15 protein-coding genes are annotated in these 18,642 nt (G+C 72.1%); 9 read left to right on the forward strand and 6 right to left on the reverse strand.

What is annotated here, in order from left to right; all coding sequences use genetic code 11:
• Nucleotides 1-2: 2 nt before the first annotated feature.
• Nucleotides 3-800: a class I SAM-dependent methyltransferase gene (locus Ari01nite_RS20910; protein WP_203782970.1), complete on the reverse strand. Its 798-nt coding sequence runs from the start codon at nt 798-800 to the stop codon at nt 3-5.
• Between the two features lie 112 nt (nt 801-912).
• On the opposite strand from Ari01nite_RS20910, the gene Ari01nite_RS20915 reads away from it, so the two are divergent.
• The 4 genes from Ari01nite_RS20915 to Ari01nite_RS20930 all read left to right on the forward strand — a co-directional run bounded on the left by Ari01nite_RS20915 (nt 913) and on the right by Ari01nite_RS20930 (nt 6,022).
• Nucleotides 913-1,938: an aspartate-semialdehyde dehydrogenase gene (locus Ari01nite_RS20915; RefSeq protein WP_203782971.1), complete on the forward strand. Its 1,026-nt coding sequence runs from the start codon at nt 913-915 to the stop codon at nt 1,936-1,938.
• Nucleotides 1,939-2,010: 72 nt separating this feature from the next.
• Nucleotides 2,011-2,283 carry a hypothetical protein gene (locus tag Ari01nite_RS20920; RefSeq protein ID WP_239162889.1) on the forward strand — a complete coding sequence of 91 codons (273 nt, stop codon included), beginning with the start codon at nt 2,011-2,013 and terminating at the stop codon, nt 2,281-2,283.
• 89 nt (nt 2,284-2,372) lie between these two features.
• Nucleotides 2,373-4,532, forward strand: coding sequence for a hypothetical protein (locus Ari01nite_RS20925; RefSeq protein ID WP_203782972.1), 2,160 nt, complete (start codon nt 2,373-2,375; stop codon nt 4,530-4,532).
• A gap of 74 nt (nt 4,533-4,606) precedes the next feature.
• Nucleotides 4,607-6,022 carry an RNB domain-containing ribonuclease gene (locus Ari01nite_RS20930; protein ID WP_203782973.1) on the forward strand — a complete coding sequence of 472 codons (1,416 nt, stop codon included), beginning with the start codon at nt 4,607-4,609 and terminating at the stop codon, nt 6,020-6,022.
• A gap of 97 nt (nt 6,023-6,119) precedes the next feature.
• Here the strand turns inward: Ari01nite_RS20930 and panB are convergent, their stop codons facing one another.
• A complete protein-coding gene (panB, locus tag Ari01nite_RS20935; protein WP_203782974.1) occupies nt 6,120-6,950 on the reverse strand; it encodes a 3-methyl-2-oxobutanoate hydroxymethyltransferase in 831 nt (276 codons plus the stop codon).
• A 130-nt stretch (nt 6,951-7,080) separates the two neighbouring features.
• Nucleotides 7,081-8,877, reverse strand: coding sequence for an NAD+ synthase (locus Ari01nite_RS20940; RefSeq protein WP_203782975.1), 1,797 nt, complete (start codon nt 8,875-8,877; stop codon nt 7,081-7,083).
• Nucleotides 8,878-9,012: 135 nt separating this feature from the next.
• Here Ari01nite_RS20940 and Ari01nite_RS20945 point away from each other — a divergent pair, with 135 nt between their 5' ends.
• Together Ari01nite_RS20945 and Ari01nite_RS20950 are read left to right on the forward strand one after the other, a co-directional pair.
• Nucleotides 9,013-10,365: a glutamine synthetase family protein gene (locus Ari01nite_RS20945; protein ID WP_203782976.1), complete on the forward strand. Its 1,353-nt coding sequence runs from the start codon at nt 9,013-9,015 to the stop codon at nt 10,363-10,365.
• A gap of 54 nt (nt 10,366-10,419) precedes the next feature.
• Complete coding sequence (locus tag Ari01nite_RS20950) at nt 10,420-10,845, forward strand: DUF350 domain-containing protein (RefSeq protein WP_203782977.1); 426 nt, start codon at nt 10,420-10,422, stop codon at nt 10,843-10,845.
• Between the two features lie 94 nt (nt 10,846-10,939).
• Here Ari01nite_RS20950 and Ari01nite_RS20955 read toward each other — a convergent pair whose 3' ends face one another.
• Nucleotides 10,940-12,088, reverse strand: a complete 1,149-nt coding sequence (locus Ari01nite_RS20955) for a low temperature requirement protein A (protein ID WP_203782978.1) — start codon at nt 12,086-12,088, stop codon at nt 10,940-10,942.
• A gap of 45 nt (nt 12,089-12,133) precedes the next feature.
• Here Ari01nite_RS20955 and Ari01nite_RS20960 point away from each other — a divergent pair, with 45 nt between their 5' ends.
• Nucleotides 12,134-12,826, forward strand: coding sequence for a helix-turn-helix transcriptional regulator (locus Ari01nite_RS20960; RefSeq protein ID WP_203782979.1), 693 nt, complete (start codon nt 12,134-12,136; stop codon nt 12,824-12,826).
• Here the strand turns inward: Ari01nite_RS20960 and Ari01nite_RS20965 are convergent.
• Nucleotides 12,813-13,166: a VOC family protein gene (locus Ari01nite_RS20965; protein ID WP_203782980.1), complete on the reverse strand. Its 354-nt coding sequence runs from the start codon at nt 13,164-13,166 to the stop codon at nt 12,813-12,815. The two genes, Ari01nite_RS20960 and Ari01nite_RS20965, sit on opposite strands and share 14 nt — an antisense overlap.
• A gap of 113 nt (nt 13,167-13,279) precedes the next feature.
• On the opposite strand from Ari01nite_RS20965, the gene Ari01nite_RS20970 reads away from it, so the two are divergent.
• Complete coding sequence (locus Ari01nite_RS20970) at nt 13,280-14,065, forward strand: type 1 glutamine amidotransferase (RefSeq protein WP_203782981.1); 786 nt, start codon at nt 13,280-13,282, stop codon at nt 14,063-14,065.
• Nucleotides 14,065-17,073, forward strand: coding sequence for a bifunctional [glutamine synthetase] adenylyltransferase/[glutamine synthetase]-adenylyl-L-tyrosine phosphorylase (locus Ari01nite_RS20975; protein WP_203782982.1), 3,009 nt, complete (start codon nt 14,065-14,067; stop codon nt 17,071-17,073). The genes Ari01nite_RS20970 and Ari01nite_RS20975 overlap by 1 nt, the downstream gene beginning before the upstream one ends.
• A gap of 15 nt (nt 17,074-17,088) precedes the next feature.
• On the opposite strand, the gene Ari01nite_RS20980 is transcribed toward Ari01nite_RS20975, so the two are convergent.
• Entirely contained in the window at nt 17,089-18,615 is a 1,527-nt protein-coding gene (locus Ari01nite_RS20980; RefSeq protein WP_438872205.1) for a hypothetical protein, read from the reverse strand.
• Between the last annotated feature and the right edge of the window lie 27 nt (nt 18,616-18,642).

An 18,642-nucleotide genomic window follows, 5' to 3' on the forward strand; every position in this document is an offset into this window, starting at 1 on the left:
TCTCAGGCCCGGGCCAGCACTTCGCCGTGCAGCAGGGAGAGCCAGCCGTCCGGGTCGGCGGCCCACTGCCGCCAACCGTCCGAGATCCGCTGCAGGTCGTCCGGGGTCGCGGCGCCGGTGCGCCGGGCGGTGGCGGCCATGTCGGACTTCAGGATCCGGTCGGCCCACAGGCCACCCCACCACGCGCGGTCCTCGGCGGTGGCGAAACACCACGTGCTCGACGACGCGGTGACGTCGGTGAAGCCGGCCGCGCGGGCCCACGCGTGCAACCGGCGTCCGGCGTCGGGTTCGCCGCCGTTGCCGCGGGCGATCCGCTCGTACAGGGCCAGCCAGTCGGTCAGCGCCGGTGACTCGGGGAACCAGGTGAACGCGGCGTAGTCGCTGTCGCGGACCGCGACCAGTCCGCCCGGGCGGGTCACCCGGCGCATCTCGCGCAGCGCCGCCACCGGGTCGGTCACGTGCTGGAGCACCTGGTGGGCGTGCACCACGTCGAACGTGTCGTCCGGAAAGTCCAGCGCGTGCACGTCGCCCACCGCGAACGTCACGTTCGTCAGGCCGCGCCGGTCGATCTCGGCGCGGGCCAGATCGAGAGCCGCGTCAGTGATCTCCACGGCGGTCACCCGGGCCGGTGTGACGATCGTCGCGAGGTCGGCCGTGATGGTGCCGGGGCCGCAACCGATGTCCAGCACCGTGGCGCCGGAGGAAAGATGCGGCAGGAGGTACGCCGCCGAATTCTCTGCGGTGCGCCAGCGGTGCGAGCGCAAGACCGACTCGTGATGCCCGTGCGTGTACGTCGCCATGCCCTCGAAGCTAACCCCGCTGTCTCCCTATGTGAGACCAGAATCCCGCTATTTGGACGGTGTCGGATTATGTGATTTCCCGCCGGGCAGCTCAGGACGTACTTTTGTGCGCATGAGGATCGGCATTGTGGGCGCGACGGGACAGGTCGGCGGCGTCATGCGCCGCATCCTGGCCGAGCGCAGTTTTCCGGCAGACCAGCTCCGGCTTTTCGCTTCGGCGCGCAGCGCCGGGCGCACGCTGCCGTGGCGGGACGGCGAGATAACGGTCGAGGACGCGTCGACGGCCGACTATCGCGGTCTCGACATCGTTCTCTTCTCGGCCGGCAAGGGCAGCTCCAAAGAGCTCGCGCCGCGGGTGGCCGAGTCCGGCGCCGTCGTCATCGACAACTCGTCGGCCTGGCGGATGGACCCCGAGGTGCCGCTCGTCGTCTCCGAGGTCAACCCGGACGCGGCCCGCAACCGTCCGCGCGGCATCATCGCCAACCCCAACTGCACCACGATGGCCGCCATGCCGGTGCTCCGCCCGCTGCACGACGAGGCCGGACTGGTCGCCATGGTCGCCACCACCTACCAGGCGGTCTCCGGTGCCGGTCTGGCCGGCGTGAGCGAACTCGACGAGCAGGTCAAGAAGGTGTCCGACCGGGCCACCGAGTTGACCCACGACGGGTCGGCCGCGGAGTTCCCGGAACCGCGCTCGTTCGCCAGACCGATCGCGTTCAACGTGCTCCCGCTCGCCGGCTCGATCGTCGACGACGGTCTCGGCGAGACCGACGAGGAACAGAAACTGCGCAACGAGAGCCGCAAGATCCTCGACCTCCCGTCGCTGCTGGTGTCCGGCACGTGCGTGCGGGTGCCGGTGTTCACCGGGCACTCGCTGCAGATCAACGCGCGGTTCGCCCGGCCGATCAGCCCACAGCGCGCGGTCGAACTGCTCGCCACCGCGCCCGGCGTGGAACTCTCCGACGTGCCGACGCCGCTGCAGGCGGCCGGACGGGATCCCTCGTACGTGGGCCGGATCCGCGCCGACGAGACGGTGGCGAACGGCCTCGCTCTGTTCGTCTCGAACGACAATCTGCGCAAGGGTGCTGCCCTCAATGCGGTGCAGGTAGCCGAGTTGGTGGCCGCGGAACTGCGGTAACTTCCCGTCTCCCGGAACCGCCCCGACCCACCCGGTCGGGGCGGTTTTTGTTGAGTTCCACTCAGATCCAATGTGGAAATCTGGGACTTTTTGCCCGAATCGGTGGCGGATGGTCGGTTTGCGGTGCACAGTGGTTGCATGAACGACAGTGGGCTCGGCGAGGGCGGCTATTTCTGGTGCCTTCGCCATAGCCGTGTCGAGACTGGCGACGACGTGTGTCCCGGCCAGTACCGGCTCGGCCCCTACGCCACGGCTGACGAAGCGACGCGGGCACTCGAGACCGTCGAGAAGCGCAATGCCGAGTGGGATGCCGAGGATGCCCGCTGGACCGGGGAGGTCAGCTAACACCGGCTCCGACCCCCTGTGTCCAAGCCGGATCTCGCAGTCTCCAGGCGGAGACGAGCCCGCAGTCATTCGCAAGGAGGAACACCCTGATGGCCGCTGCCAAGAAGGCTACGACCAGATCGTCGGCCCGGTCCGGTACGCCCGCCGCCAAGCCTTCGAAGAAGGTCGCCGCCGCGAGCTCCACGACCAAGAAGACCGTGGTACGCACCACGACCACCACGCGTCCCGCGGTTCCCAAGCCCAGCACGCCCAACCGCAAGACGTCGGCCGCCGCGGCCAAGCCGGCCAAGCCGGTCACCGCGAAGCCCGCCGCCTCGGCCGGCACTCGCGCCACGGCCTCGTCGCGCACCGCCGCCTCCACGAGGACCGCTGCCAAGACCGCTGCCAAGGCCAAGTCCGGCACGACCCGCCGGCCCGTCACGCCGCGGCGCACGGCGGCCATGAGCCACCCGATTCCCGGCATGACGACGGCGACGATTCCGCCGGAGCCGACGCCGGCCGCGGACATGGACGACAGCATCACGCTGACCCGCGAGCCGGCCCTCGACGTGCCGACCGATGCGGGTATCAAGCCGGCCCGCCGGAGCCGGCGGTCGGACGACATGTCGGCGGTGCTCGGTTCGCTGAGCGGCATGCCGGTGATCACCGACGCGAACAAGAAGGCGACCGCGGCCCGTAAGCCGAGTCGCACCGCGACCGGGCTGGCCCGGGCGGCCGCGGCCAAGGCGGCGTCGACCGCGACGAAGAGCACGGCGGCGGCGACCCGCGCGGCCGCGGCGGCGAAGACCACCGCGACCAAAACCGCGGCGGCGAAGAAGGCGGCGACCGCGGCGCGCACCGCCACCAAGACGGCGGCCACCAAGACGACGGCGGCGGCGCGAGCCACCACCAAGAGTGCGGCTGCCACCAAGACCGCGGCCACCAAGACGGCGGCCACCAAGACCGCGGCCACCAAGACGGCGGCCACCAAGACTGCGGCCACCAGGACTGCGGCCACGAAGACGGCGGCTGCGTCGAAGACCGCGGCCGCGAAGAAGACGGCGACGCGGGTGACCAACGCGGCTACCGGTAAGGCGGCCACGACGCGGACCCCGGCTACGAAGACGACGGCGGCCAAGACGACGGCTACCAAGACGACTGCGGCCAAGGCGACGGCGGCCAAGACCGCGGCGGCGGCGGCCAAGACCGCGGCGGCGGCGGCCCGGACCGCGGCTGCCAAGAAGGCCGCGGTCGCGAAGGCCACCGGGCCGGCCAAGACGGGTGCGACCCGCAGCACGGCGCGGACCGCGGCCAAGAAGCCGCCCGCCACCAAGACGGCGACCCGGACCACCGCCCGCGGCGCGGCCACCAAGGTCGCGGCGCAGAACGCGACCGCGGCCCGGACCGTGAAGGGCAGTTCGACGGCGCGCGCGACCAAGGCCGGCAGCCAGGCGGCCAGCAAGGTCGCCGGGCAGAACGCGGCGGCGGCCCGGACCAGCACCCGGGGCGCTGCCAAGATCGCTGCGCAGAACACGACCGCGGCGCGGACCGCGCGGTCGAGTTCCACGGCGCGGTCGGCCCGGGCCGGTGCCGACGCGGCCAGCCAGGTCGCCTCGCAGAACACCAGCGCGGCCCGGACCGCAAAGGCCGGCGCCACCGGTCGTGCGGCCAAGGCGGTCGACGGTGCGGCGGCCAAGGCCGGGTCGGCGGCGCGCACCGGCGCGAAGTCGGCGGCGGCCAAGAAGGCGGCCAAGCCGGTCGGTACGGCCACCGCCCGGAAGGCGGCGACCAGGACCGCGACCACCGCCCAGAAGGCCGCCACGACCGCGAAGAAGGCGGCGACCAAGACGGCGGCCACCGCCAAGAAGGTCGCCACCAAGGCGACGGCGAAGAAGCCGGCCACCAAGTCGCCGGGCACCAAGTCGCCGGGCACCAAGTCGCCGGGCACCAAGTCGCCGGCCACCAAGTCGAGCGCGGCCAAGGCGACGGCCAGCAAGCTGACCGCGGCGAAGACGGCACTGGCCGACTCGATGGCGGGCAAGGCGGCCAACAAGCCGGCCCGCAGCGGCGCCACCCAGACGGCGGCCCGGGGGCGGGCGGCCAAGTCGGCCAACGTCGCCAAGGCCACGCCGACCGCGAAGACCTCGGCCACCAACAAGGCCAAGGTCGCCAAGGCGCCCACCGCGGCGGCGGCCCGCAAGGCCGCGGCCGGCAACACCGGCAGCCGGGGCACCGCGGCCCGCAAGGTTGCCGCGAAGCGCGCGCGCTGACGCACCACCCGTACGGAGGGCCACGCCGGTCGGCGTGGCCCTCCGTCGTTTCCGCGGCCTGGTAGGAATGAGCCGTGCCGATCAAACGGGTTAGGGCGCCACAGATCGATTTCTCGGTGCTGCGCGGCGAACTGGGATTACCGGGTGAGTTCCCGGCGTCGGCCGCGGCCGAGGCCGAGGAGTCCGTGCGGCAGACCGCGCTGCCGCCCGCCGACCGCACCGACGTGCCGTTCGTGACGATCGACCCGGCCACCTCGCGCGACCTCGACCAGGCCCTGCACCTGAGCCGGCGGGACGGCGGCGGATACCGGGTGCGGTACGCGATCGCCGATGTCGCCGCCTACGTGCGGCCGGGCGGTGCGCTCGCCGCCGAGACCTGGGTGCGCGGGCAGACGATCTATCTGCCGGACGGCCGGATCCCGCTGCACCCCGCGGTGCTCAGCGAGGACGCGGTCAGCCTGTTCCCGGACGTCGACCGGGCGGCCGTGGTGTGGACGATCGACCTGGATGCCGACGGCGAGACCACCGGGGTGTCGCTGGAGCGGGCGCGGATTCGCAGCCGGGCCAAACTGTCCTACGTCACGGTGCAGGACGAGGTGGATTCGGGGACGGCCGGGGAGCCGTACGCGCTGCTGCCCGAACTGGGTGCGCTGCTGGCCCGCCGGGCGGCCGATCGCGGTGCGGTGAATCTGCCGCTGCCCGATCAGGAGGTCGAACGGCACGGCGACGGGTGGCGGCTGGTGTTGCGGGCGCCGCTGCCGGTGGAGGAGCACAACGCGCAGATCTCGCTGCTCACCGGCATGGCGGCGGCGGCGATGATGATCGAGGGCGGGATCGGGCTGCTGCGCACGATGCCGCCGCCCCGCCCGGACGCGGTGGAAAAGCTGCGGGCCGCAGCGGCCTCATTGGGCATTCCCTGGCCGGACGGCGCCTCGGTGGGTGCGGTGGTGGCGGCCGTGGATCCGGCCACGCCGAGGGGCGCCGCGTTCCTGGACCAGTCGGCCGATCTGTTACGCGGCGCGGCTTACACACAGTTCGAGGGCACCCTGCCCGCGGAGACCGGGCACGGTGGGGTGGGTGCGCCTTATGCGCACGTCACGGCGCCGCTGCGGCGCCTGGCTGATCGGTTTGCCACCGAGGTCTGTCTGGCGTTGCAGGCGGGGGTGGCGGTGCCGGAGTGGGTTCGGGAGGCGTTGCCGCAGCTGCCCAAGACCATGGCGGACACCGATCGGCTGGCGGGCGCGGCCACGCGCGGGGCTATTGATCTCACCGAGGCGGTGCTGTTGCACGGGCGGGTGGGTGAGCGGTTTGCGGCCGGGGTCGTCGACCGGGATGAGCCGGGCCGGAACCGGGCCGCCGGTGGGACCGTGGCACTGGACGAGCCGGCGGTGCGGGCCCGGTGCCTCGGCGAACTGCCGCTGGGGGAACGCGTCGAGGTGACGCTCACGGTGGCCGATCCGGCGGCGCGGAAGGTGCAGTTCGAGCTTTAGAGCTTTAGTTGCAGGACAGCCCGGCAGCCGCGGCAGAGGGGCCGGGACGGCACCGCCCGGGCGTGCGTCACGGGACCGGGCGGTGTCATCGTACTTTCTAAAATGTGTGCTCCGCGGCCGGGAACTCACCACCACGGACCTCGGCGGCGAACTGCTGCGTCGCGGACGAGAGCGCCCCGGCCAGGTCGGCGTACTGCTTGACGAAACGCGGCGTGCGGCCGGTGCGCAGGCCGGCCATGTCCTGCCAGACCAGCACTTGGGCGTCGGTGTCGGGGCCGGCGCCGATGCCGACCGTGGGGATCGGCAGCTCCTTGGTGATCGACTTGGCCACCTCGCCCGGCACCATCTCGAGCACCACGGCGAACGCGCCCGCCTCGGCCACCGCGCGGGCGTCGGCCAGCACCTCGGCGCCCTCGTTCTCGCGGCCCTGCACGCGGTAACCGCCGAGGGCGTGCTCGCTCTGCGGCGTGAAGCCGATGTGCGCCATCACCGGGATGCCGGCGCCGGTCAGCGCCTCGATCTGGGCGGCGACGCGGCGGCCGCCCTCGAGCTTGACCGCGTGCGCGCCGCCCTCCTTCATGAACCGGACCGCGGTGCGCAACGCCTGGGTGGGACCCTCCTCGTAGCTGCCGAACGGCATGTCGGCCACGATCAGGGCGGTCTTGGTGGCCCGGACCACGGCGCGGACCAGCGGGATCAACTCGTCGACCGTGATCGGCAGGGTGGTCTCGTGGCCGAATACGTTGTTGGCCGCCGAGTCGCCGACCAGCAGCACCGGGATGCCGGACTGGTCGAAGATCGACGCGGTGTACTGGTCGTAGGAGGTCAGCATCGGCCAGCGGTCGCCGCGGACCTTGGCGGCGAGGAGGTCGCGGGTGCGGACGCGACGGGTGGCGGGGCCACCGTACAGCGTGGGAATGTCCGACATTGTGCTACTCCTTCCCTCGAGGCCGCGCGGTTGCGGTCCCCGGGTATGCGGCAATGCTTGCACCCGGGAAAGCGCGCGGTCAGGGGCGAGTGGAAGTTCTCACACCCCATCCGACCACCCCGCCGCCGCCCTAAACCGGCCTGAAGGCACCACCCTCGCGAAACCTGTTCGTAATGGGGAGACGACGATCACGTCCGAACGCCTTGCCGGAGATCTTGGGGCCGGGGGCGGACTGGCGTCGCTTGTATTCGGCCAGGTCGACCATGCGCAGCACTCGGTCGACCAGGGCCGGGTCGTTGCCGGCCGCGACCAGGTCGTCCCGGCCGAGGTCGTGGTCGACGTACCCCTTGATGATCGGGTCGAGCAGGTCGTAGTCGGGCAGTGAGTCGCTGTCGAGCTGGCTCGGACGCAACTCGGCGCTCGGTGGCTTGCTGATCGAGTTGTCTGGGATGGGCGGCTCGCCCTGGGTGTTCCGCCAGCGGGCCAGCTGCCACACCATGGTCTTGGGCACGTCCTTGAGCGGGTTGAAGCCGCCCACCGAGTCGCCGTAGAGGGTGGAGTAACCGACCGCGAGCTCACTCTTGTTGCCGGTGGTGAGCACGAGGTGGCCCTCCTGGTTTGACAGCGCCATCAGGATGACGCCACGCACCCGGGCCTGGAGGTTTTCCACCGCGAGACCGGACAGCGACATGTTGGCCAGGAACGAGTCGACCATCGGCTGGATCGGCTCCACCCGGTAATCCAGGCCGGTGCGCTTGGCCAGGTCGGCCGCGTCGTCCCGGGAGTGACCGGAGGAGTAGCCGCTGGGCATCGAGACGCCGACGACCCGCTCCGGGCCGAGCGCGTCGACCGCGATGGCGGCCACCACGGCCGAGTCGATGCCGCCGGACAGGCCCAGCACCACCGAGCGGAAGCCGTTCTTGTTGACGTAGTCGCGCAGGCCCAGGACCAGCGCCGACCAGACCTCGGCGGCGTCGGCCACCCGCTCGGCGACGCCGCCGTCGTGCTTGTCGCCGTGGGCCGGCCGGGGCTCGGCCGGGACCTCGACCCGGACGATCTCCATCTCGTCGTCGATGAACTGCTCGACGATCGGCAGCGGCTCGGCGTCGGTCTTGGCCGCCTGGTTCGGCACGGCGTCGGCGGCCGGCAGCGACAGGTCGTGGATCAGCAGTTCCTCGGTGAACTGGCCGGCCCGGCTGAGCAGTTCACCGCCGGCCGTGACGATCATCGAGTCGCCGTCGAAGACCAACTCGTCCTGGGCGCCGACCGCGTTCACGTAGACCACGGTGGCGCCGGCCTCGGCGGCCCGGCGCTTGACCAGCGGCAGCCGTACGTCGTCCTTGTTGAGCTCGTACGGCGAGGCGTTGATGTTGAGCACCATGCTGGCGCCGGCCCGGCGGGCCGCGGTGAACGGGCCGCCGGCCTGCCAGATGTCCTCGCAGACGGTGAGCGCGATGTCGACCCCGGCGAACCGGACCACGGTCAGCGAGGTGCCCGGTTCGAAGTAGCGGTCCTCGTCGAAGACGCCGTAGTTGGGCAGGTGGTGTTTGTCATAGCGGGCCACCACCTCGCCACCGAACAGCAGCGCGGACGAGTCCCGGCGACCCCGGCCCGGCGCGGCCTCGGCGCTGGTCGCGGCCGGGCCGTCGGCGTCCACGTAACCCACCACCACGGCCAGGTCGCCGAGGCCGTCGGCCCGCAGGTCACGGGCCAGGGTGGCCAGGCCGGCGCGGGACGCCTCGATGAACGAGTTGCGGAACACCAGGTCTTCGATCGGATAGCCGGTCAGCATCATCTCGGGGAAGGCGATCAGCTGCGCGCCGGCGTCGGCGGCGGCCCGGGACCAGCGGCGGATCGCCGCCGCGTTACCGGCGATGTCGCCGACCGTCGAGTTCACCTGGGCCAGGGCGATCCGAAGCGTGGGCATGGCACCTATTCTTCCCCAAGGGGCGGGTTCTCATCCCGCCCCCCGGGGCGCCGCGACCAGGGCCGGTCAGCGTAATCTCGGCGTAACGGCAGCGAGGAAGACTGGCTCGTCAGAGCCTGGCTACTAGGGGTGAACGTGGACCGACAGCAGGAGTTCGTGCTTCGCACTCTCGAGGAGCGCGACATCCGTTTTGTCCGGCTCTGGTTCACCGATGTGCTGGGCACCCTCAAGAGCGTGTCGGTCGCCCCGGCCGAGCTGGAGTCCGCCTTCGAGGAGGGCATCGGCATCGACGGCTCGGCCATCGAGGGCTTCGCCCGGGTGTACGAGTCGGACATGGTCGCCATGCCCGACCCGACCACGTTCCAGGTCTTCCCGTTCGAGGGTGGCGTCTCCGGCGAGAGCGCCCGGATGTTCTGCGACATCCTGCTGCCCGACGGCAGCGCCGCCTGGGCCGACCCGCGGCACGTGCTGCGCCGCTCGCTGGCCAGGGCCGCCGAGAAGGGCTTCACCTTCTACACCCACCCCGAGGTCGAGTTCTTCCTGGTCCAGGACGGGCCGCTGGACGGCTCGGTGCCGGTGCCGGTGGACACCGGCGGCTACTTCGACCACACCACGCACGCGGTGGCCCGCGACTTCCGCCGGCAGGCGGTGTTGGCCCTGGAGCGGATCGGCATCTCGGTCGAGTTCAGCCACCACGAGGTCGCGCCCGGCCAGCAGGAGATCGACCTACGCTACGCGGACGCGCTCACCACGGCCGACAACATCATGACCTTCCGGCACGTGGTCAAGGAGGTGGCGCTCTCCCAGGGGGTCCGCTCCACCTTCATGCCCAAGCCGTACACCGACCAGCCGGGCAGCGGCATGCACACGCACCTGTCGCTGTTCGAGGGCGAGCGCAACGCGTTCTACGACGGCGACGACCCGATGAAGCTGTCCAAGACCGCCCGCGCGTTCATCGCCGGCCTGCTGGTGCACGCCCGGGAGTACACGGCGGTCACCAACCAGTGGGTCAACTCGTACAAGCGCCTCTTCCCGCTGCAACTGCCCAACGCGATCACCGAGTCGCCGGCGTTCGTGAGCTGGGGCCACCTCAACCGCTCGGCGCTGGTCCGGGTACCGGCGTTCGGCAAGCCGAATTCGGCCCGGGTCGAGGTCCGCTCGATCGACTCGGCGACCAACCCCTACCTGGCCTTCGCCGTCATGCTCGGGGCCGGCCTCAAGGGCATCGAAGAGGGGTACGAGTTGCCCCCCGGTGCCGAGGACGACGTGTGGTCGCTGTCCCCGGCCGAGCGCAAGGCCATGGGGTACGACGCGCTGCCCGAGAACCTGTCCGAGGCCATCGACGTGATGAGCAAGTCCGAGCTGGTCGCCGAGGTGCTCGGCGAGCACGTCTTCGACTTCTTCCTGCGGAACAAGCGCGCCGAATGGGAGCAATACCGGCGCGAGGTCACGCCGTACGAGCGGCAACGTTATCTCGGCGCTCTGTAGAAACGTAGATCCGTTCTTGTACGGTCTCTCCTGACGCTGTGTGAAGGAGAGACCGTGCTGCAAGATCTGCTCGAGGGCGCCGGCCGGAGCATCGTATTCGGCCTGGTGGGCATCGGCCTGATGGCCCTCGGATATGTTTTGGTCGATGTGTTGACGCCCGGCAAGCTGCGCGACCTGATCTGGGCCGAACGCAACCACAACGCCGCGCTGCTGCTGGCGGCCAACCAACTGGGCATCGCGCTGATCGTGTTCACCGCGATCTTCACGAGCTACGAGAGCTTCGGCCAGGGCCTGGCCTCCACGGTCGTCTTCGGCCTGGTGGGCATCGGCGTGATGGGCCTGGCTTTCCTGGTGCTGGACTGGATGACCCCGGGCAAGCTGGGCGACGTCATCTGCACCCCGGAGCGGCACGGCGGCGCGATGGTGAGCGCGGCGTCCCATTTCGGTGCCGCGCTCATCGTCTGTGCCTGTATCGCCTGACCAATCGCAGAACCGGGTGGCGGTTCCGCGCGGTAGCGCCACCCAGCACACCTGTCCGGCCGGACCTGGTCCGGCCGGACCACAAACGTGCCTGTTACGTGCCGTTGCGGCCGAAGTCGGTGAAGTCCGTGGAGTGGGTGCGGCGGATCTCCGGGAGGTTCTCGCCGATGGCGACGACCACCAGGATGACGACCACGACGGCCAGTTGGGCGATCGCGACCACGTGCCCGAGCGGCACGGTCGCCAGCACCAGGGCGGTCGCGGCCAGCCGATGGCGTACGCCGCGCAGCCCGAGCCGGCGCAGGAAGGCGGCGTGCCCGAGCAGATAGACGGCCACCCCGCCGCCGAGGGCCAGGGCGGCGTCCCAGTGCAGCGGCTCGTACGCGTGCCCGACGGTCTTCTTGATGCCAACCGCGGCGATCACCACGCCGAGCAGGATCGGGTAGTGCGCGAATCCCCACGCCTCCAGCGCCAGCCGGGCCCGCCGGCCCGGCTCGGTGACCCCGGCCAGCACCTGCTCGGCGCGGCGGTCGTCACCGGCGAAGTAGTACCACCAGAAGTAGTACGCGACACAGAGCGCGAGCACCGCGGTGAGGATCTCGCCGAGGCCCAGGGGCACGCCGTGGAAGCCCGTGCCGATCGCCAGGATCGACTCGCCGATCGCGACGATCACGACGAGGCCGTGGCGCTCGGCGAAGTGCCCGGCCGAGATCGTGTGCAGGTTGATCCGGTGCAGGTAGCCGGCGACGATCTGGACCAGCGGCGCGGCCACCCAGAACAGGTACCGCCACGGGTCCGGCACCAGGCCGCCGGCCAGCACCAGCAGCGCGGCCAGGATGTTCAGCGGGGCGAACACCCTCATCAGGTCGCGGGCGCCCGGCCCGGCGGTGCGGAACAGCACCGCGTGCACCAGGGTGACCATCAGGTAGCTGACCCCGAACAGCCAGCCGTACTCGCCGAACGCCCCGGGGATCGCGAGCGCCATCACCAGGAAACCGGCCATCCCGGTGAGCAGCAGCGTGCGGCGGGTGGTGCTGCTCGGCGCGACCGCGTTGGTGAGCCACGCGTAGGCCGAGTACATCCACCAGATCACGAACAGGATCAGCAGGACGTTGCCGAGCATGGCGGCGCTGAGGTCGTCGGCCAGCGTCTCGGCCAACTGGATGATCGTGAAGACGAAGACCAGGTCGAAGAAGAGCTCCAGGGTGGACACCCGGATCGCGGGCGGCGGGGGCTCGGCCATGGCGGCAGCCTAATTGTGTCGTACCCCCGGCCTAACATCCGGACCGTGAACCGTACCGATCGCCTCTACGCCCTGGTCGAGGAACTGCGCGCGGTGGCGCCGCGGCCGCGCAGCGCACGCTGGCTGGCCCACCGGTTCGAGGTGAGCGTCCGTACGGTCGAGCGCGACATCTCGGCGCTGCAACAGTCCGGCACGCCGGTCTACGCCGAAACGGGCCGCACCGGCGGTTACTGCCTCGACCGGGCGCACACGCTGCCGCCGGTCAACTTCACGCCGGACGAGGCGGTGGCGATGGCGCTGGCGTTGCGACGGCTGGCCGGCACCCCGTTCCACGCGCCGGCCGCCACGGCGCTGCGCAAGCTGGTGGCGGCCATGCATGCCGGCGACGCGGCCCGGGCCCGCACGCTGGCGTCCCGCATCCATCTGGTGGGTGGTGCGCCGGCCGTCGAGATGCCGCGGGTGGTGGCCGATGCGCTGTCGACCGGCCGGGTGCTGCGCATCTCGTACGCGAACCGGTCCGGCACCGCCAGCCGGCGCGAGATCGAGCCGCTCGCGTTCGTGGGCAGCCCCACCCACTGGTACCTGGTGGCCTGGTGCCGCCTGCGCGAGTCGGTGCGGGCGTTCCGCACCGACCGGATCGGCACGGTCGGGGTGACCGCCGAGGTGCCGCCGCCGCGCGAGCTGGCGGCCGGCGACCTCGACATCCCCGAAGGGCTGGCCCAGCTCAGCCTTGCGTAAAAACGCCGAAATGGTTGCCCGACGGGTCGAGCACGTGGGCATAACTGAGACCTTCCGGGTCGCCCTGCGGCGGCACCAGCACCTTGCCGCCGGCCGCCTCGATCCGGCGGCAGGCCTCGGCGGTGTCGTCGACCAGCACGGTAAAGATCGCGTAGTTGGGCACGTTGCCCTCGGTGTTGAAGATGCCGCCGTTCAGGCCGCCCTCGTCCGGCGTGCTGACGATCCGGTAACCGCCGTCGTCGGCGAACGTCCAGCCGAAGACCTCGCCGTAGAAACGCTGCGCCACCTCGGGCTCGCTGGTGCCGATCTCGAACCAGCCGATGCCGTTGACTGCGGACATGTCCTGCTCCCTCGTTCCGGGCCGGCCCGTCGCCGGCGAGTTCCACCATCGCTGGCCGCGGCGACAGCCTCCTGTCGGTGTTTCCGGATCTGGTTACGACTAGCCTCGGGGGAGTGGGAACCGCACTTGTCATCGAGAACGACCCGTCCGACGACCTGCGCCGGCTGGGCGAGTGGCTGACCGAGGCCGGCCTCGAGCTCACCGTGCTGCGGCCGTACGCCGGTGATCCGCTGCCGGCGACGCTCGACGACCACCTGGCGCTGGTGGTGCTGGGCGGCGACCAGAATGCGTACTCGGCCGCCGACGGCACCCCGGGCGCGCCGTGGTTCCCGGAGCTGGAGGGGCTGCTGCGCAAGGCGGTCCGCAACCGGGTGCCTACCCTGGCCGTCTGCCTCGGCGGTCAGCTGCTCGCCCAGGCGCACGGCGGCCTGGTCGAACGCAGCACCTCGGGCCCCGAGATCGGCCCGGGCCTGGTCGGCAAGCGCGACGCGGCCGACACCGACCCGCTGTTCAAGTGGGTGCCGCTGCTGCCCGACGTGATCCAGTGGCACCGCGACGAGATCACCGAGTTGCCGCTCAAGGCCGTGCTGCTGGCCGCCTCCAGCCGGTACCCGCACCAGGCGTTCCGGCTCGGCGACCGGGCCTGGGGCGTCCAGTTCCACATCGAGTGCGACATCGCGATGATCGAGCGGTGGGCCGTCGACGACCGGGCCTCGCTCGACGAGCTGGGCTACGACCCGGAGGCCGTGGTCTATGCGATCGCCGAGGTGCTGCCGGACGTCGAGGAGGTGTGGCAGCCGTTCGCGGCCCGGTTCGCGTCGCTCGCGCTGGGCACCCTGCCGGACGCCGACATACCGGCCGCCGGCACCGGGTCGACGCTGCCCCTGCTGGGCCAGTAATGACACGGCCCAGCCGGCTGGCCCGGTACGGCTTCGCCGACAACGGTGACCGGGCGGCCGATCTGCTCGGTCCCACCGGGCTGCGGCTGTGGGACGTCGAGTCGCACGCGCCCACCGGCACCGACGCGGCCGAGCTGATCCATTCGCTGTCCCGGGCCGCCGACCCCAACCTGGCGCTGCGCCAGCTGCACCGGCTGGTCGACGCGGCCGGCCGGGCCGCCGACCGGGGCAACGGCCGCAAGGTCACCGGGCCGGCCGGCGAGATCAGCCCCAACGAGGCGACCGAGGCGGTGATCGGCGCCCTCTACCGCGATCACGGGCTCCGCCGACGGCTGGTCGCGGTGCTCGGCGCGTCCTCGGCACTCGGCGACCACCTGGTGGCCAACCCGGACGACTGGCAGGTGCTGGCCACCGGCAAGACCGGCCTGCCGCCGAACGCCGAGGGGCACCTGGAGGTCGAGGACGAGCTCACCGTGCCGGTGCTGCGCCGGCAATATCGGATCGCCCTGCTGCGCATCGTGGCGGCCGACCTCACCGGCGGGCGCGGGCTGGAGCCGACCATGGCGGCGCTGTCCCGGCTGGCCGACGAGACGCTCGGTGCCGCGTACGGCATCGCCGTGGCCGGCCTGCCGGCAGGCGTGACCGAACCGCGGCTGGCGGTGGTCGCGATGGGCAAGTGCGGTGGCAACGAGCTGAACTACGTGTCCGATGTGGACGTCATCTTCGTGGCGGCCACCGATGAGGACCTGAGCGCCGGCACCACGGTGGCGGCCCGGCTCATCGAGATCTGCGGGCAGGTGGCCTGGCCGGTGGACGCGGCGCTGCGCCCCGAGGGCAGCCGCGGGCCGCTGGTCCGCACCCTCGCCAGCCACCAGGCCTACTACCGCAAGTGGGCCCGCACCTGGGAGTTCCAGGCGCTGCTCAAGGCACGCCCGGCGGCCGGCGACGAGGCCCTGGCCCAGGAGTGGCTGGCCGACCTGGCGCCGCTGATCTGGCACGCGGCCGAGCGGCCCGAGGCGGTCGCCGACGTCCGCGACATGCGCCGCAAAATCATCGACAACGTGCCGGCCAACCAGCTCGACCGCGAGATCAAGAAGGGGCCGGGCGGCCTGCGCGACATCGAGTTCGCGGTGCAGTTGCTCCAGCTCGTGCACGGCCGGATCGACGAGACGCTGCGCAGCGGTGGCACGCTGCCGGCGCTGCGGGCGCTGGTGGCGGGCGGGTATGTGGGCCGGCAGGACGGCGAGACGCTGCTGCGTGGCTACCGCTTCCTGCGTGGCGTCGAGCACCGGCTGCAACTGCAGAATTTGAAGCGTACGCACACCGTGCCGGACGATCCGGCGGCGGTGCGCTGGCTGGCCGCCGCGCTCGGCTACACGGCGTTGCCCGGCCGGGACGCGGTCGAGGCGTTCCGGTCCGACTGGGTGGGTCACGCCGCGCAGGTCCGCCGGCTGCACGTCAAGCTGCTCTACCAGCCGCTGCTCGAGGCGGTGGCCCGGGTGCCGTCCGAGGCGTTGCGGATGACCGCCGAGTCGGCCGGCAAGCGCCTCGAGATCCTCGGTTTCGCCGACCCCACCGGCGCGGTCCGCCACCTGCAGGCGCTGACCGGCGGGGTGACCCGCACGGCGGCCATCCAGCGCACCCTGCTGCCGATGCTGCTCCAGGAGTTCGCCGACGCCCCCGAACCGGACCGCGGCCTGCTCAATTACCGGCACGTGTCCGACAAGCTGGGCAGCACGCCGTGGTATCTGCGGTTGCTGCGCGACGGCGGCCCGGTGGCCCGCCGGCTGGCCCGGGTGCTGAGCCTGTCCCGGTACGCGACCGACCTGCTCACCCGCGACCCGGAGGCGTTGCGGCTGCTGGCCGAGGACGCCGAACTGGTGCCGCGCAGCCGGGAATCGCTGATCGACGGGTTCGCGGCCGCGGCCGAACGCCACGCGGACGACCCGGTCAAGGCCATCACCGCGGTCCGCGCGCTGCGCCGCCGCGAATTGTTCCGGCTGGCCTGCGCCGACATCCTGAGCCGGGCCGGCAGCCTGGCACCGGCCCAGCCGCTGGACGTCAACGCGCTCGGCATCGCGCTGTCCGACGTCACCGACGCCACCCTGAACGCGGCCCTGCAGGTGGCCCGCCGCTCGCGCACCGCACCGGCCGGCCTGCGCTTCGCGATCATCGGGATGGGCCGCCTGGGCGGGTACGAGATGAGCTACCCGTCGGACGCCGATGTGCTGTTCGTCTACGACGCGCCGGAGGGTGCGCCGGAGCGGGAGACCAGCGCCGCGGCGCACGCGATCGCCGAGGAACTGCGCCGGGTGCTGACCGCGCCGGCCCCCGACCCGCCACTCGGCATCGACGCCGACCTGCGACCCGAGGGCCGGCAGGGTCCGCTGGTCCGCAGCCTGGCGGCCTACCAGCAGTACTACGCCCGCTGGTCGAAGGTGTGGGAGGCGCAGGCGCTGCTGCGGGCCCGCTTCGTCAGCGGCGACGACTCGCTGGGCCGGGAGTTCGAGGCGCTGGCCGACACGATGCGGTACCCCGACGGCGGGCTGACCCGCGACCAGGTGGTCGAGATCCGCCGGATCAAGGCCCGGGTCGAGACCGAGCGGATGCCCCGCGGCGCCGACCCGAACACGCACACCAAGCTCGGCCGCGGCGGTCTGGCCGACGTCGAGTGGGCGGTGCAGCTGATGCAGTTGCGGCACGCGTACGCGCTGCCGGACCTGCGCAAGACCCGCACGATCGAGGCGCTCGTCGCGGAGACGGAGGGCGGTCTGGTCGACCGGGCGGACGCGGCCGCGATGACCGAGGGCTGGACCCTGGCGGCCCAGGTGCGCAACGCGCTCACCCTGGTGCGCGGCCGTCCCACCGACCAGTTGCCGCGGCACGGCGTCGAACTGGCCGGCACCGTGCAACTGCTGGGCGGCGGCGACCCGGGCGAGTTCGTCGACCGCTACCTGCGGCTGACCCGCCGCTCCCGGGCCGCCATGGAACGCGTCATGGACTCCTGATCGCGCTGCCCCGAGTCAGCTGCTCAGCGTGTATCGGCCCGGTGCCGGGACCCGCACCGTCGTCCAGTCGCCGTCGGGTTCGACGGTCGCGCCGCCGTCCGCGCGCAGCCAGCGGGAGTAGCGCACCCGGACCGGCACGTCACCCGCCGCGGGCGCGTCGAAGGTGATGGCAGCCGCGGTGACGGCGACCAGCGGCGCCGCGACGACCGGCTGGTGGCCGGCGACCCGGTAGAGGCGCCAGTGCGGGTCGCGCCAGACCTCGGTGAGGTAGGGGAGACCGCCGGTGACCAGGGCTGCCTCGGGACGGCCCGACCAGGTGAGCTCGGCGTCGGGCACCGCCACGAACTGCACGGCAAGCTGGGCGAGCCAGTCACGGTAGGTGTCGGCATTGAGGGGTACGCCGGTGCCGCGCGCGCCGGGGATGGCGGTGAAGAACAGCGGGTTGCGGTCGATGTCGGCCTGCCGCAGCCAGCCCCTGGCGAGCGGGAGATCGCCGAGGCGGGCGGCTTCCCAGTAGTCGCGGGTCGGCGGGATCTCGACGCGGCCGGTGAGCTGTTCCTGGGCGAGGCGGGCCCGCAGCGGCGCGAAGTAGGCGGGGTCGGCGCTGGGATTGCCGAGGTCGCGGAGGTCGCCGGTCACCACGGGCGGCTGCCACCAGCAGGCGGCGGCAAGCAGCACCCCCACCGCCCAGAGCGGCATCCGGGCGTGCAGGCGGGGAAGCGTTGCGTAAGCGGCCAGCACCGGAAGAGTGAACATCACCGACAGGCGGGTGGCGTTCAGGCCCACCGGGGTGTGCACCAGGGCGGCGGCCAGCACGCCCAGCGCCGACAGCACCCCGCCGATGCGGACCGCGCGCAGCGGGACCAGGGCCGCCACCGCGAGGCTCGCCACCACCGCGCGGATCGTGTCGGTGCGGCTGATGTTCATCCAGCCGCCGTCGCCGAACAGCAGCGCCGCCGCCAGCAACGGCACCGCGGCCGGCACCGCGATCAGCAGCCCCGGCCGGACCCGGCGGGACAGCAGCAGCGCCACCCCGGCCAGCCCCAGGAACAGCGCCACCACCGGGCTCGTCGCGGCCGCCAGCAGGGCGAACACCGCCGCGAGCCACTGCCTGGTCGCGCTGGTCAGGGCGACCAGGGCGGCGAGACCCAGGGCCACCCCTAGGCCGTACGTGATCCGGCCGCTCACCAGGTTGCCGGCGATGCATGCCGTGCCCACCAGGACACCGAGGCCGGGCCGGGGCGCGCCGGTGCGGCGGAACAGGACCGCGAGCAGCACCGCGGCCGCTACCAGGGCGAGCGCGCCGGTCATCCGCACGCCCAGCAGGGCCATCACGGGCTGCGACAGCAGGCTGTAGCCGAGTTGGTTGACGCCCGCGTACCACCGCAGGTCGACCGGCGTGTAGCCGTGCGCCGCGAAGAAGTCGGCCCGCGCCACCTGGGCGGACAGATCCGAGCCGAGCGCGGGCAGGAGCAGGTAGGCGACACCGGGAACCGCCGCGACCACGGCGGTGACCCACTCCAACCGGTGCCGAGCGAACACCCGCCAGACAGTACCGGGCACCGCCCG

Source organism: Paractinoplanes rishiriensis (assembly GCF_016862375.1).
GTDB lineage: Bacteria > Actinomycetota > Actinomycetes > Mycobacteriales > Micromonosporaceae > Actinoplanes > Actinoplanes rishiriensis.

Bases quoted from the DNA above. Each gene is read 5' to 3' on its own strand.
- Ari01nite_RS20910 (WP_203782970.1), bottom strand. From the start codon at position 800: ATGGCGACGTACACGCACGGGCATCACGAGTCGGTCTTGCGCTCGCAC.
- Ari01nite_RS20915 (WP_203782971.1), top strand. From the start codon at position 913: ATGAGGATCGGCATTGTGGGCGCGACGGGACAGGTCGGCGGCGTCATG.
- Ari01nite_RS20925 (WP_203782972.1), top strand. From the start codon at position 2,373: ATGGCCGCTGCCAAGAAGGCTACGACCAGATCGTCGGCCCGGTCCGGT.
- panB (WP_203782974.1), bottom strand. From the start codon at position 6,950: ATGTCGGACATTCCCACGCTGTACGGTGGCCCCGCCACCCGTCGCGTC.
- Ari01nite_RS20940 (WP_203782975.1), bottom strand. From the start codon at position 8,877: ATGCCCACGCTTCGGATCGCCCTGGCCCAGGTGAACTCGACGGTCGGC.
- Ari01nite_RS20955 (WP_203782978.1), bottom strand. From the start codon at position 12,088: ATGGCCGAGCCCCCGCCGCCCGCGATCCGGGTGTCCACCCTGGAGCTC.
- Ari01nite_RS20965 (WP_203782980.1), bottom strand. From the start codon at position 13,166: ATGTCCGCAGTCAACGGCATCGGCTGGTTCGAGATCGGCACCAGCGAG.
- Ari01nite_RS20975 (WP_203782982.1), top strand. From the start codon at position 14,065: ATGACACGGCCCAGCCGGCTGGCCCGGTACGGCTTCGCCGACAACGGT.